Raw genomic sequence first — 12521 nt, 5'->3', positions numbered from 1 at the left:
ACATGGGCACAGAGATGCACAGTCTATAACTGGCTGATTTAATCCAAGATGTGTTTTACAAAATCATTCGCTTCATCCCATCTTTCATTAGCGGAACGTGGAAATTGAAAATGTAACCTAACCGTTTTCCAGTAAGCTTTAAATAACTTAATAATTGTGCATCCCATACCGGGTGATAATTCTCCTGCGCTTTTAATTCTATAATGATAAGATCATCTGCAAGGATATCAATTCTTAACCCCTCACTAATAACCAATCCATCATATACAATGTCAATGTATTGTTGTTTTAGATATGGAATTTTTCTCTTTTTCAATTCATAGCAAAAACATTTTTCGTATACGCTTTCCAGTAGGCCCGGTCCAATGGCTTTGTGTATTGTAAAAGCAATATTTACAACTTGCGATGCCAATTGCCTCTCCCGTTCTGTAAGAGGTTTGTGATTAGCTGCTGTGCTGCTCTGTGTCACCGTGTCTCCGTGGTTTGATGTATCAAATAAACAATTCCCCCTGTTTTGTTGTTACCGGTAAATTCTGGAATGTGAACCGCTGAACGATCTGATAGGCCATTTCGTTTTGAGCCCGCTTCAGCAGCAGCATGCTATCTGCAATAAAGCGGCCGGTAAATTGCCTGTTGCTGTATTCCGCCCATGCTTTTTCATACTGCCAGGGTTGCAGGTTACGCGATACCGTTAGATGCGGCTCCATTATAAAATGCGGCTTATTATCATCATTCAATTTCATTAAGCGCTGTCCTTCACTGCGTACCTGTTTAATAAGATGCTGCACCGGCACTTTCGTTGCCACATTAATATAAATGGTATGGGAAGGGAAGCTGCCGTAATCACGCAGCTCTACCTTAAAGGGATACTGGCTCATGCCCACGATTTTGAGCCGGTTCACAATGCGGGTTTCCAACATTTCGTATTGCACAAATTTTGCCAGTGTAATATGCGGTTTGCCCCACCGGGCATTTGTTGCCTGGTATGCTTCAGCAAAGCCCTCTTTTACTTTTACGATTTTATTCCATAACGCTTCCGGCGGACGCAATACCAGCAGGTATTCGTTAACGCGGTAACCGGGCAGCAATTGAATATTGTTTTCCATAAAAACCATTTTGAATGATCAAATATTTAGTATAAATTTACTAAATAATTTAGTAATTGCAAAATTAATTATATGGACGGAGAAATTACCTATAATGCCGCATACAGGGGATCGAAGCGGTTTAATCAGTGGAACGTGGAGCATGCCAACGCCACCGGCTTCAGCGCTGCCGCAGATGATTATATGGAAAGGGGTATTGATCTTAACGAGCAGTTGATCCGCAATAAACCGGCCACTTTTATGATGAAGGTGAGCGGCGAAGCGATGGTTGATGCCGGGATATTTAATGGGGATATAGTAATTGTTGACCGTTCGGTAAAAGCCGTTAACGGTAAAATAGTGATTGCTGTACTTAATGGTGAAATGCTGATCCGGCGACTGGAGAAGACCTTTAATAAAGTAAGGCTGGTGCCCGAAACGCGTAAACTGTCGCCGATTGATATAGACCTGTCTGCCGCTGATTTTTCCATATGGGGAGTGGTTACTTATTGTATTCACGCGGTGTGATGGAGTATACAAAATCCGAAGATGTACAACAACAAACCACAAACAATAAACTAGAAACTCATACCTTCCTTATGGCATATTGTGTTGAGAAGCGGGCACTGGCCCCTGCCGCAAGTGTAATGAGCCCGATGCCGTTATTAAATGAATCGGGGGGGGCGCTGAGGTTTTCAATAGCGATGCTGTTGCGATGCGGTGGAATATATATCTGCAGATAGGGATAGCTGTTGTCTGGCCGTATTTCCAATTGCCACCCTGTAGCAGGATCGCGTAAAATGCACATGGGCTGCGCTTTGCTGAAATCCAGCACAAAGGAATTGTCTAACGCTGTTTCTCCAATACGTGCCGGTGAAGTGAACGTGGTATAAGGCAATATTTTTCCTGTAGGAATAAGATCAATGAACTCCAGCACTTCCCGCGAGCAGAATTGCAGTTCAAGATCATTTACCTTGCCACCAAAGGTAAAATAAGGATGCCAGCCATCTGCAATGGGCAATGCCGAAATACCTGTGTTTTTTATGGTAGTGGTAATGCTTAATGTATTATTCTCTTCCAGGTGGTATTCAACAATACAATTATAGGAAAAAGGATAGCCGGCATCATCGCCCTTGTATTCATGCAATAGTGATACATGTGCCGAATTGCCCAACACCTGCTCCTGCACCAGCCGGAACGGTTGTTTATATAGTAATCCGTGTATGGCGGATCCATGCTGCAGGGAATGATTGAGCTGATATTGCCGTCCGTTAAAACGATAAGTTCCATTGGGTATCCTGCAGGGAAAGGGCGATAGCTTTAATCCCTTAAATCCATTGGCTTCAGCTTTTTCATCAAATTCTTCTTTACCGGTATAGCTGTCAATGATATTGATGGAGTCATCTCCATCCTGCACAATGAATGCGTGCAGCATGGCGCCGCAGCCGGGTACAACTGCTACTGTGGTTCCTGTGGTATGATGGGTTAAAAAAACTTTATCAAATCCATTCTGCTGATGCTTTTCTATTGCAAACATGCTCTGTAATTTCTTTCCAAGTTAATATAACACATTCATAAAATGATGCTCAACCGGTTGCGTAAATTAATTCAGGTATTTCAATACTTCTTCGCTCATGGGTTTTACCTTGCTGGGAAAAACAGTAACCAGCTTTCCTTTTTCATCTATCAAAAACTTGGTGAAGTTCCACTTTACGGGATCGCTGATGCCGATCTTCTTTGCTTCATCATCAAGATATTTGAACAACGGATGTATATCATTACCCTTTACCGAAACCTTTGCCGCCATAGGAAATGTAACGCCGTAGTTCTTTTCACAAAACTCCTTTATCTCGGCATTGGAACCCGGCTCCTGCCGCATGAAATTATTTGCCGGGAATCCTATAACCACCAGCTTGCCTTTATATTGCTCATATAGCTGCTCCAGATCTTTATATTGTGGTGTAAATCCGCATTTGGAAGCTGTATTTACAATTAATATCTTTTTCCCTTTGTATTGGGAAAGGTCAATCGTACCGCCTTCCAGTCCTTCTACTTTAAAATCGTAAACAGAAGAGGCGATCGTTAAAGCGAGTGTTACCAATAATAAACGTATCATAGCGAAAAATTTATAGTAAGGTACAAAGTTGATGTAAAAAATCCGGATCCGGCGTTAATGTTTTGTATAACAGCCCAGGTCGGGGTCGCCCGTTCTTGCTTTTCCGTCAAGGTCATGGCTGATGAGAACGGGTGTGCCGGCGCCTGCGGCCGGGGAAGGATTTTTACCGATGTGAAAATCAAAATAACGCCTGTCGGCATTAATACTGTCAAATGAAGGATCCTGGTTAGCGATGCTGTTCATTAAATGAATATCCGGGGATATGTTTTTTGCCTTATACAGCACGTGATCGAAATGTACATTAAAAGCAGCGTTGCCCTTTCTGTCTGCATGCACCTCATTTTCCACATTATTGCCTCCGGCCCATACAATACAATTACGGAACAGAGCATTGAGTGCATAGCTGCTGCCTGCCTCATCTGTATCGCCCAGGGTTAACACCGGTTTCTTATGGCTGATATAATTATTGTCGTAGCTCACCATAGTGCAATAGGTGAACCGGTATGCTCCGCCTGCGTTTATAACGATATTAGAACCACAGTTACTGATCAGGCAGTTTACGGCGTCGATATCCGAACCCAGGGCCAGGATACCTGCATCATATATATTATCTATTATGCATTCGCGCAGTTGCAGCTTGGGTAGCGCATTGGTAGCGGGACCTACGGCAATAACACCCTGGTAAGCATTTTTAATGATGCCGTATTGGATAGCATTATTTATGCTGCTTTGCCTGAAATAGATGCCCGGCCATGACGACGGGAGATCGCGGTATACGTTATCTAACCTGTTGCCCTGAAAACTTACCGGGTTTGCTGCTGTTCCGTTCACTATCAATGTACCGTCTACGATAAATGGCGCATCGGCATGCAAATAAATACGGCAACCTTTTTCTATAGTGAGTGTGCTGTTTTGTGCAACCTGTATGCCGCCAAAAATAACATAGGGCAGTACGTTATTCCAGGTGGTATCTGTATCAATATAATGGTTGCGGAGGAAATGTGCATTTTGTCCGTAAGCTTCCAGTTGAATATATTTTTGATTGCCATTGTAATTCACCTGGATGCTATCCTGTACAATAAACGGAAGATCAGCTAAAGAAGGATCAATAGTAACGGAAACAAATACATAAATGCTGTCGCCAGCGTTCATCTCCACGTTGCTTATTTCCGCCGCAGCATTTCCATCCACATTTATTTTATACACAGAGCTGTTGCCCCCCATCAGCTTTATGCTGCTTAGCTGTAGCTTTTGAGAATTGCTGTTAATGATGGTAAAATATTGTGTAACCGATCCAATGGAAGTAAATACGGTATCAAACCGGAGCGTGTCGGCGGTAATGGTTAATGCCGCGTTTTGATCTGTAATGAACGTTTGCTTTTTACAGGACACAGCGCACTTCAGCAAAAACAACAGCAGCACAAAATAAAGGAGTCTTTTCATTGCCCGTAAACATTCTTTTAAGCGGCAGCATAGGCCAGCGTAGCAATACTTAACTGCACATCCGGAACATCTTCCAGTATGGCATTGCCGCAGGCTTCTATGGTGGCGCCGGTGGTAATTACATCATCTACCAGCAATATCTTCTTTTGCCGTAGCTCCGCATTCGCGGCACACATAAAAACACCCTCTACATTTTGCCACCGCTCCATGCGTGTTTTATGGGTTTGGGTGGTGGTGTACCGTGTGCGAAGTACCGTATTGTACAATACCGGCACCTGTAAAATCGCTGCAATACCTTCGCATAACAACGCTGCCTGGTTATAGCCTCTTTTGTATTCTTTGTCGGGGAAGAGCGGCAAAGGAACAAGCGCATCCGGCCGTTGAAATCTTGCGGATGTTTGCAGTGCTTCCCCCATCAGCTTTCCAAAATAATGTGCCAGCTCTTTATTGTCTTTGTATTTAAACTGGTGAATAAGCCGTTGCAATAAGGAGTCTTTAGTAAAATAATACTGACTCATAGCGCTGTTGCAAATTAACCTTCCCCACAGTGCTTTTTCAACGGGATTGTCTGGTATAGATACAAAACCGGTTTCGCTCAGGCGCTGGTAGCATTTCAAACAGAGCAGGTGATCTCCGTTAATAAGATCACTTCCGCAGCCATTGCACAGGTGCGGAAAGAGAAGATGCGAAACGCTATGAAAAACAGTTTTTATCAATCCTTTTATTTTAAAAAAAATATTTGTACAGCTCATCCACCCTGCTCATGGTTACCAGCTCAATGTTATAATGTTGTTTGCTTAAGCCCTTTTGATTGTATTTACTGATAATCATTTTTTCAAACCCTAACTTCTCCGCTTCCGCAATGCGTTGCTCTATCCGGTTTACGGCCCTTATTTCACCGCTCAGTCCAACCTCGCCGGCAAAGGCGATCTGCTGGGGCAGGGGGATGTCTTCATAAGAACTCAGCAAAGCACCTACCATGGCCAGGTCTATGGAAGGATCTTCTACCTTCAACCCTCCTGCAATATTCACAAATACATCTTTCATTCCAAAATGAAAGCCGCCTCTTTTTTCCAGCACGGCCAGCAGGAGCTGAAGCCTGCGCAGGTCAAAACCACTGCTTGTTCGCTGGGGCGTTCCGTAAACAGACTGGGTAACCAGCGCCTGTACTTCTATCAATAACGGCCGTTGCCCTTCTATGGTAGCGGCAATGGCTATACCGCTTAGCTGTTCTTCTTTTTGGGTGATCAGTATTTCGGATGGATTGGATACCGGCCGCATGCCCGCTCCGGTCATTTCATATATCCCCAATTCGGAGGTAGAACCAAAACGGTTCTTAAGGGTACGCAGTATCCGGTAAGCATAATGCTGATCGCCTTCAAACTGCAGCACCGTGTCAACCATATGCTCAAGTATCTTTGGCCCCGCAATGCTTCCTTCCTTGGTAATGTGCCCAATTAAAAAAACCGGTGTGTTGGTTGCTTTTGCGAAGCGCTGAAATTCGGAGGCGCATTCCCTGATCTGCGATACGCTGCCTGCCGAAGATTCAATATAAGGAGAATGCAGGGTTTGAATAGAATCAACAATGACTAACTGCGGCTTTAACTTTTTTATTTCCTGGAATATATTTTGTGTTGATGTTTCAGTGAGAAGATAAAAATTTTCGTTTTTAATATTAAGCCGGTCGGCACGCATTTTAATCTGCTGTTCACTTTCTTCCCCGCTGATGTATAAAGTAACCATATCGGTAAGCAGCAAACCGTTTTGCAGGAACAAAGTTGATTTGCCAATGCCCGGCTCGCCCGCTACCAGCACTAAGCTTCCGCTTACCATACCGCCGCCCAGAACCCTGTTCAGCTCTGCATCAGGCGTAACGATCCGTCTTTCTTCCCCGGCAGCTATTTCATGCAGCGCAATTGTTTTTACTTCGTTACCATTATCGCCGTATCCTTTCCATCCTTTATTATTTTTTGATGGTTTTTCAATAAGCTCTTCTACAAAAGTATTCCACTCGCTGCATGAAGGACACCTTCCCGTCCATTTAGCAGATTCATAGCCGCAATTACTACAAAAGAATGCAGTTTTTATTTTGCTCATGCGCTAAAGATAAATAAGATTTACAGGATTGTTCGTTTATAGAAGAGCGGACAGGAAGATAAGGTTATGCTCCATGAGGAGAGCAGTATTACAAAACAGAATGATGATTGGTGTAGTTTGATATGCTATCGCGCCGGCATTATTATTGTTAACACTAAAAAGTTCCGGGGATATCAATCTCCTGATATGTTTTTAACAGGCGTATAAGGTACAACGTTTATCATTCAGCTATAAAGAAGACGATACTATCAAAAGTTTTGAATATGCTTTTACTATAATCATGTTTCAAAAATTCAGGCAGCCGATGATAAGAGAGGCGAAAAAGAAAACGCATTGTTTAAAGTTAAAGGGTCAACTTTCGCTGACCCTTTAGTACTTACTAACCCATTAAATTCTTGCACTAAATTACAAATTGCTCAAACATAACAAAATTAATTTTGGCCCTTGTGAATAACTTTTTACCCTGTAATTCATGCAGCATGTGGTATTTAATTAATTATTAATCAATTAGTTATAAAAATAAATTAAATACTGAAACAGCCGCTTATTTCGTCAAGTTGGCAGTTGTATATTTTTAAAATTAATGCAACTGACAAAAAGACCTTAGCCCTGCAACCTTACCGGATTTAATGTCAAATATTTATAAATGGTAGTTAGTTTGCTATACTTATAAACTATTAAATATTAAAAGACTATGGGATCAATTTGGGTAGTATCGCTCATTTTTGTTGGAATTAGCATGCTGGTAAGCATGCAGTTAAAGGGAAAGTTTGCCCGGTACAGTAAAGTTGGCCTCACCAGCGGGCTAACAGGCAGGGCAGTAGCGGAAAAAATGTTAAAAGAAAATGGAATATATGATGTTTCCGTTAATGCTTCCAATGGCTTTTTAACGGATCATTATAACCCTTTGAATAAAACGGTAAACCTTAGCCCGGACGTATATAACGGGGTATCTGTAGCCGCTGCTGCCGTAGCTGCCCATGAGTGCGGTCATGCCGTTCAGCATGCTACTTCCTACCGGTGGTTAATGCTAAGAAGCCGTTTAGTACCTGTGGTACAATACAGTTCTATGCTGGTGCAATGGGTTTTAATTGGCGGGATACTGCTGATCAAGGTATTTCCTTCCCTGTTGCTGATAGGAATCGTTTTATTTGCACTTACAACCATCTTTTCAGTGATAACCCTGCCGGTGGAGTTTGACGCCAGTAAAAGAGCCCTTGCCTGGCTGCAGCATACCAATGTTGCCAATGCACAGGAGTATCCTATGGCAAAAGATGCTTTAAAGTGGGCTGCCATGACCTATGTAGTTGCTGCAATAGCTTCTATCGTTACCCTTGCGCAATACATACTTATTTATGCCGGCAACAGGAGAAGCTAAATGATTTTTGGATATAGCACACTCCCGGTATAGCAGCCGGGAGTTTTTTTGCCCTCTATGTAAAGCTCCACACCGGGTTTTTCACATCATGATAAAAAAGGAATGTCCACTTTTCCTGCCGGCCCTGTTCCCACCATTGCTGCCGCAACTCCATACATTTTTTACCATCGTAATCATATTTGGCTACAAACCTGCTTTTCATCTGGTGTAACTGGGGCGCGTCATCTGCCCCATAAAAAATGGTTTCCCCGTTTTCTTCTATCCAGAATACCTGGTGCCAGGGACTGTGAGCGCCGGTAACCTCGTAGCGGATATAATTATCAATAACCCCATCGCCCTCTAAGAAATGCACGTTACCTGCCTGCTGCAGCATGTTAATTTCATCCGGTATATAGGAAGGCGTTCCTTTTTGCAGCGCGAATGATAATTCCTGCTGTTGCACATAATAGGTAGCGTGCGGGAAGCTCAGGAAACGCTGGTTAAGGATTTTATCGTTTATGCTTACACCACCCGCGTGGTCTTTATGCAGATGGCTCATCAGTACCTTGGTAATGTCTGACGGATCAATGTCATGACTGATAAGATTCTGATAGAGCTGCAATGTGCCATCCGCATTTGCAAAACCCAGTCCTGTATCTATCAACAGCACATCTTTTGAGGTAATAACAACAAAGGGCTGAATTTCTACCAGCAGGCTTCCGGCAGATCTTTGCTGAAGATTATCGTTGGTAAGGTTAAACGGAACAAATTGCTTGGACTGATCTACAGTAAAAGCGCCTTCGCTTAAAGGTATAATTTTCATAAGGCAAATGTATTGACGAATCTCAGATTTCAATTTGAAATTTCAAATCCGGGACTATCTGAGCACCATCTGGCGGTCTTTATCCAGGCGAAGCAATATAAATACCATAGCGCTAAAAGTTACCAGCGAAAGTCCTCCATAGCTAACAAAAGGGAGCGGTATACCAATTACAGGCGCCAGCCCTATAGTCATGCAAAGATTGATAGCAATGTGAAAGAAAAGCACCGAAGCCACTCCGTAGGCATAACACCGGCTAAACACACTTCGCTGCCGTTCGGCAATAGTAATGATCCGGAAGAGAAAAATAACATAAATAGATATAAAAAACATACTGCCTGCAAAACCAAAACCTTCTCCGATAGTACAGAAAATAAAATCAGTTCTTTGCTCAGGCACAAAGGCATAGCGTGTTTGCGTACCTTTTAAAAGCCCCTTGCCCAGCAGTCCGCCGCTGCCTATTGCAATTTTACTTTGCTTAACGTTATAGTTCCCGGCATCCTTTTTTTGCGTGGTATTTTTTTCAATATCGGCGAGCGCAGCGGCATCCCTGGGAATATAATCCTTACCAATTGTGTCGTAAATACGTTTTACCTGGTAAGGTTGCAGCACATGATCAAAAATAAAAGGCACGGCAAAGCGCTGTATGCTTACACAAACTGCCCATATGGTAATGATCCAGAATAAAACAGATCTGCGGCGCTTGATTTGCCTGCGCATAAAATAGGCGGTAAGCAGGGCAATGCCGGTAAGGATAAGCGCCAGTATATTGGGCTCCATCAGCAAGGTAGCCACTACCAGTATAGCAAACGAAAAACCGATTACCAGCACAATAGCGGGCAGTCCTTCGCGGAACATCACTAAGAAAAATGAAAAATACACGAGTGCCAGCCCGGTTTCTTTTTGCAAAATAGCCAGCAACGCGGGTGCAACTACAATAGACGCGGCAATTAGCTGCGACCGGAGCTTGGTAAAATCCGTTTCAATACGGGAGATGTATTTTGAAAGCGCCAGGTTGGCAAACACAATGCATAATTGTATAGGCTGCAACTGAAAGGCATTACCGAATTTAATAATAGACTCAGTTCCTTTAATGTTGGAGTGAAACGGGAAAACGAGCAACAACAAAAAAATGCCCGCGGTATACCATAAATTGGCTGTTGCCGTAAAGAATTTACTGTCGGTTAAAATTATTACAATGCCCATAAAGAGCGAAAAGATAAAAAACATGGATTGCTTTCCGTAATCGGTTCTGAAAGAAAGGAAGCTATCCAATATATCATCGCCTTCATTGTAGGTAGCGGCAAAAATGCTTACAATGCCTATGATACATAATAAAATGTACAGCCATAGCAGCAAACCGTCTGCGCTCCTTGTTATGCCATTATTATTGGTTCTCATCGGGCTCCCTGGTTTTTGAGCTGTTTATCATCGCTAATGTACCATTCCTCTTCGTGTTTACGAACGGGTTTTTTTATATAGATGATTGCCTTGCCCGATACGGTATTACCGGCAGATCTGCCCTGGTGCTTTTGTATGGCCTTACCCGTAATGTATTTCGTGCTGTCTCCGGCCGCTTTCTCTTTTACGGGCTGTATTACTTTTACAGGTTTTTTTTCATTGCCGGTATATCCACGTAAATATTTTTTGATATAGCTGCTGTCTTTTCTCAGGTTGAAATAAAAATAAGCTCTTGTTGAGTCTGCTATAAATTGTTTGCGTTTGAGGTAGGAAGGCATAAGATTCGTATTGGATATCCGCTCTACTTCTTTCATCCGGTCGGTTCTTATGGAATCCGTAAGGTATTTTTCTATGAGGAAGGAAGCGATAGGAGATGCCCAGGTTGAGCCAAAACCGGCATTTTCTACTGCAACGGCTATAGCAATTTTGGGATTTTCTCTCGGCGCAAAACAAACAAACATCGAATTGTTGGGCAGTTTGATACGTTTGCCATCAAGAATAGTATATTTTTCGGATGTGCCTGTTTTAGCGCAAATATTAATGCCGGGTATCCGGGCGCTCCGGGCTGTGCCGCTTTCAACCACATCCTGCATGCCGGCATGGATAACTTCATAATCCTGGTCTGATATATGGGTTAGTGCCGGATGCTTTTCCCTGAATTTCTTCAGCAGGGTATCTTTGGCCGTTTCATTTTCAATTTTTTCCACAAAATGAGGTGTGTAATAATAGCCCTTATTGGCAATAATGCTCATGGCATTAGCCAGTTGCAGTGGCGTTACCTGCATCTTATCCTGTCCTATACCAAGCGTAACATTTGTACAGGAATTCCAGGATCCCCTGTAATCTTTATTATATTCGGTTGTATCCGGAATATTGCCCGGCAATTCATTGGGCAGGTCTACCCCCAGTCTTTGGCCCCAGCCAAACGCGTTCATGTAATCCTTCCACCGGGTATATCCTTTTTTCACAGCCCTGTCTTTATTGTTATCTAAAACAAGCCTGTAGACCTGGCAGAAATAAGAGTTGCAGGAATTGGCCAGCGCAAGCCGCATATTGGCCGCATGCCCCGGGTTGTGATGCTCGCACCTTATTACTTTAGCGCAGCCATAATAGGCGCCGCTGCATGCTATACCATAATTAGCGGTAATAACGCCCATATCAAGCGCTACCAGTCCGCCAATGGGTTTAAAGGTAGAGCCGGGCTCATACAGCCCTCTTGTAGCACGGTTCATAAGGGGAGCCGATACATCCAGTGCCAGGCTGGCGTATTTTCCTCTGCGGGTACTGCCGGTTAGATCATTGGGGTCGAAGGAAGGCCCTGAAACCATGGCAAGAATACCTCCCGTTTGAGGATCAAGAGCCACTATGCTGCCCACCTTATTGGTCATTAACTTTTCTGCCAACTGCTGTAATTCAATATCTAAATAGGTATACAGGTTACGTCCTGCCTCGGCCAGGGTATCATACTTACCGTTTTCCCATGATCCCTGCAGGCGGTTCCTGTTATCTTTAATCAGGTTTTGAACACCTCTTTTGCCCATCAGCACACTTTCATAATATTGCTCCAGTCCCGACCGCCCCACAAAATCACCCATCTGGTAAAAGTAATTGCTTCGCCGGATGATGGCTGTATCCACCTCGCCAATATCACCCAGCAAATGAGCTCCTGCATTAAACAGGTAATTTCTTATGGGTCGTTCAATAAGTGTAAACCCGGGAAACCGCCAGATATTTTCCTCTAACCTGGCCTGCAGCTCAAGCGGCAGCAGCCCTTCAAAAACAGAAGGCCGGTAACGCCCGTTTTTAATAATGGCCGTAATGATCCTTTCCCTGAATTCCGTGGTATCTATACCAAGCAGGGTACATAAAAAAGAGGTATCTACCTGTCTTACTTCATAGGGTGTAACAGTAAGATCATAAATAATGGTATTGTTCAGAATGGCTTTATTGTTCCTGTCAAAAATAATTCCCCTGTCGGGGTATACCACTTTTCTGTATACGGCATTATCCAGCGCCAGTAGCTTATACTTATCAGAAACTACCTGCAGTATGAATAAGCGAACCACAATAATTAAAAATGTGGCCCCAAAAATGAGTCTTATAATGGTTTGTCGTGATTGATTGAACGCAGGCATAATAACC

General features: G+C 43.2%; 12 protein-coding genes. 2 read left to right on the top strand and 10 right to left on the bottom strand.

The window, feature by feature from the left end:
• Positions 1-55: 55 nt before the first annotated feature.
• Positions 56-469: a GxxExxY protein gene (locus tag PLE34_RS13560; RefSeq protein WP_324557819.1), complete on the bottom strand. Its 414-nt coding sequence runs from the start codon at positions 467-469 to the stop codon at positions 56-58.
• Between the two features lie 22 nt (positions 470-491).
• On the bottom strand, positions 492-1106 hold the full coding sequence (locus PLE34_RS13555; RefSeq protein WP_324557818.1) for a 2'-5' RNA ligase family protein: 615 nt from the start codon (positions 1104-1106) through the stop codon (positions 492-494).
• A 72-nt stretch (positions 1107-1178) separates the two neighbouring features.
• Between PLE34_RS13555 and PLE34_RS13550 the strand changes: the two genes are divergently transcribed.
• Entirely contained in the window at positions 1179-1613 is a 435-nt protein-coding gene (locus PLE34_RS13550) for a LexA family protein (RefSeq protein WP_324557816.1), read from the top strand.
• 58 nt (positions 1614-1671) lie between these two features.
• Here PLE34_RS13550 and PLE34_RS13545 read toward each other — a convergent pair whose 3' ends face one another.
• The 5 genes from PLE34_RS13545 to radA form a co-directional block, all read right to left on the bottom strand.
• Positions 1672-2622 (bottom strand): aldose 1-epimerase, encoded by a 951-nt coding sequence (locus PLE34_RS13545; RefSeq protein WP_324557815.1) that lies wholly within the window; start codon positions 2620-2622, stop codon positions 1672-1674.
• 66 nt (positions 2623-2688) lie between these two features.
• A complete protein-coding gene (locus PLE34_RS13540) occupies positions 2689-3201 on the bottom strand; it encodes a glutathione peroxidase (RefSeq protein ID WP_324557814.1) in 513 nt (170 codons plus the stop codon).
• A gap of 54 nt (positions 3202-3255) precedes the next feature.
• A complete protein-coding gene (locus PLE34_RS13535; RefSeq protein ID WP_324557813.1) occupies positions 3256-4644 on the bottom strand; it encodes a hypothetical protein in 1389 nt (462 codons plus the stop codon).
• A 17-nt stretch (positions 4645-4661) separates the two neighbouring features.
• The gene (locus PLE34_RS13530) at positions 4662-5360 is read right to left on the bottom strand and encodes a ComF family protein (RefSeq protein ID WP_324557812.1); all 699 of its coding nucleotides are present in this window, start codon (positions 5358-5360) and stop codon (positions 4662-4664) included.
• 10 nt (positions 5361-5370) lie between these two features.
• Positions 5371-6741: a DNA repair protein RadA gene (gene radA, locus PLE34_RS13525; protein ID WP_324557810.1), complete on the bottom strand. Its 1371-nt coding sequence runs from the start codon at positions 6739-6741 to the stop codon at positions 5371-5373.
• Between the two features lie 694 nt (positions 6742-7435).
• Here radA and PLE34_RS13520 point away from each other — a divergent pair.
• Complete coding sequence (locus tag PLE34_RS13520) at positions 7436-8119, top strand: zinc metallopeptidase (RefSeq protein WP_324557809.1); 684 nt, start codon at positions 7436-7438, stop codon at positions 8117-8119.
• A gap of 55 nt (positions 8120-8174) precedes the next feature.
• Here the strand turns inward: PLE34_RS13520 and PLE34_RS13515 are convergent, their stop codons facing one another.
• The 3 genes from PLE34_RS13515 to mrdA are packed head-to-tail and all read right to left on the bottom strand — an operon-like array spanning position 8175 to position 12514.
• Positions 8175-8921 (bottom strand): MBL fold metallo-hydrolase, encoded by a 747-nt coding sequence (locus tag PLE34_RS13515; protein ID WP_324557807.1) that lies wholly within the window; start codon positions 8919-8921, stop codon positions 8175-8177.
• Positions 8922-8975: 54 nt separating this feature from the next.
• Positions 8976-10319 (bottom strand): rod shape-determining protein RodA, encoded by a 1344-nt coding sequence (gene rodA, locus PLE34_RS13510; protein WP_324557805.1) that lies wholly within the window; start codon positions 10317-10319, stop codon positions 8976-8978.
• The gene (gene mrdA / locus PLE34_RS13505; protein WP_324557804.1) at positions 10316-12514 is read right to left on the bottom strand and encodes a penicillin-binding protein 2; all 2199 of its coding nucleotides are present in this window, start codon (positions 12512-12514) and stop codon (positions 10316-10318) included. The genes rodA and mrdA overlap by 4 nt, the downstream gene beginning before the upstream one ends.
• Between the last annotated feature and the right edge of the window lie 7 nt (positions 12515-12521).

It is taken from the genome of Agriterribacter sp., assembly GCF_035445465.1.
Taxonomy (GTDB): domain Bacteria; phylum Bacteroidota; class Bacteroidia; order Chitinophagales; family Chitinophagaceae; genus Agriterribacter.
The sequence above is the reverse complement of the archived record's forward strand: the minus strand, read 5'-3'. Positions and strand labels throughout refer to the sequence as shown.

Coding starts and splice junctions, on each gene's coding strand:
- PLE34_RS13555 (WP_324557818.1), bottom strand. CDS start 1,106: ATGGAAAACAATATTCAATTGCTGCCCGGTTACCGCGTTAACGAATAC.
- mrdA (WP_324557804.1), bottom strand. CDS start 12,514: ATGCCTGCGTTCAATCAATCACGACAAACCATTATAAGACTCATTTTT.
- PLE34_RS13520 (WP_324557809.1), top strand. CDS start 7,436: ATGGGATCAATTTGGGTAGTATCGCTCATTTTTGTTGGAATTAGCATG.
- PLE34_RS13545 (WP_324557815.1), bottom strand. CDS start 2,622: ATGTTTGCAATAGAAAAGCATCAGCAGAATGGATTTGATAAAGTTTTT.
- radA (WP_324557810.1), bottom strand. CDS start 6,741: ATGAGCAAAATAAAAACTGCATTCTTTTGTAGTAATTGCGGCTATGAA.
- PLE34_RS13540 (WP_324557814.1), bottom strand. CDS start 3,201: ATGATACGTTTATTATTGGTAACACTCGCTTTAACGATCGCCTCTTCT.
- PLE34_RS13535 (WP_324557813.1), bottom strand. CDS start 4,644: ATGAAAAGACTCCTTTATTTTGTGCTGCTGTTGTTTTTGCTGAAGTGC.
- rodA (WP_324557805.1), bottom strand. CDS start 10,319: ATGAGAACCAATAATAATGGCATAACAAGGAGCGCAGACGGTTTGCTG.
- PLE34_RS13515 (WP_324557807.1), bottom strand. CDS start 8,921: ATGAAAATTATACCTTTAAGCGAAGGCGCTTTTACTGTAGATCAGTCC.
- PLE34_RS13550 (WP_324557816.1), top strand. CDS start 1,179: ATGGACGGAGAAATTACCTATAATGCCGCATACAGGGGATCGAAGCGG.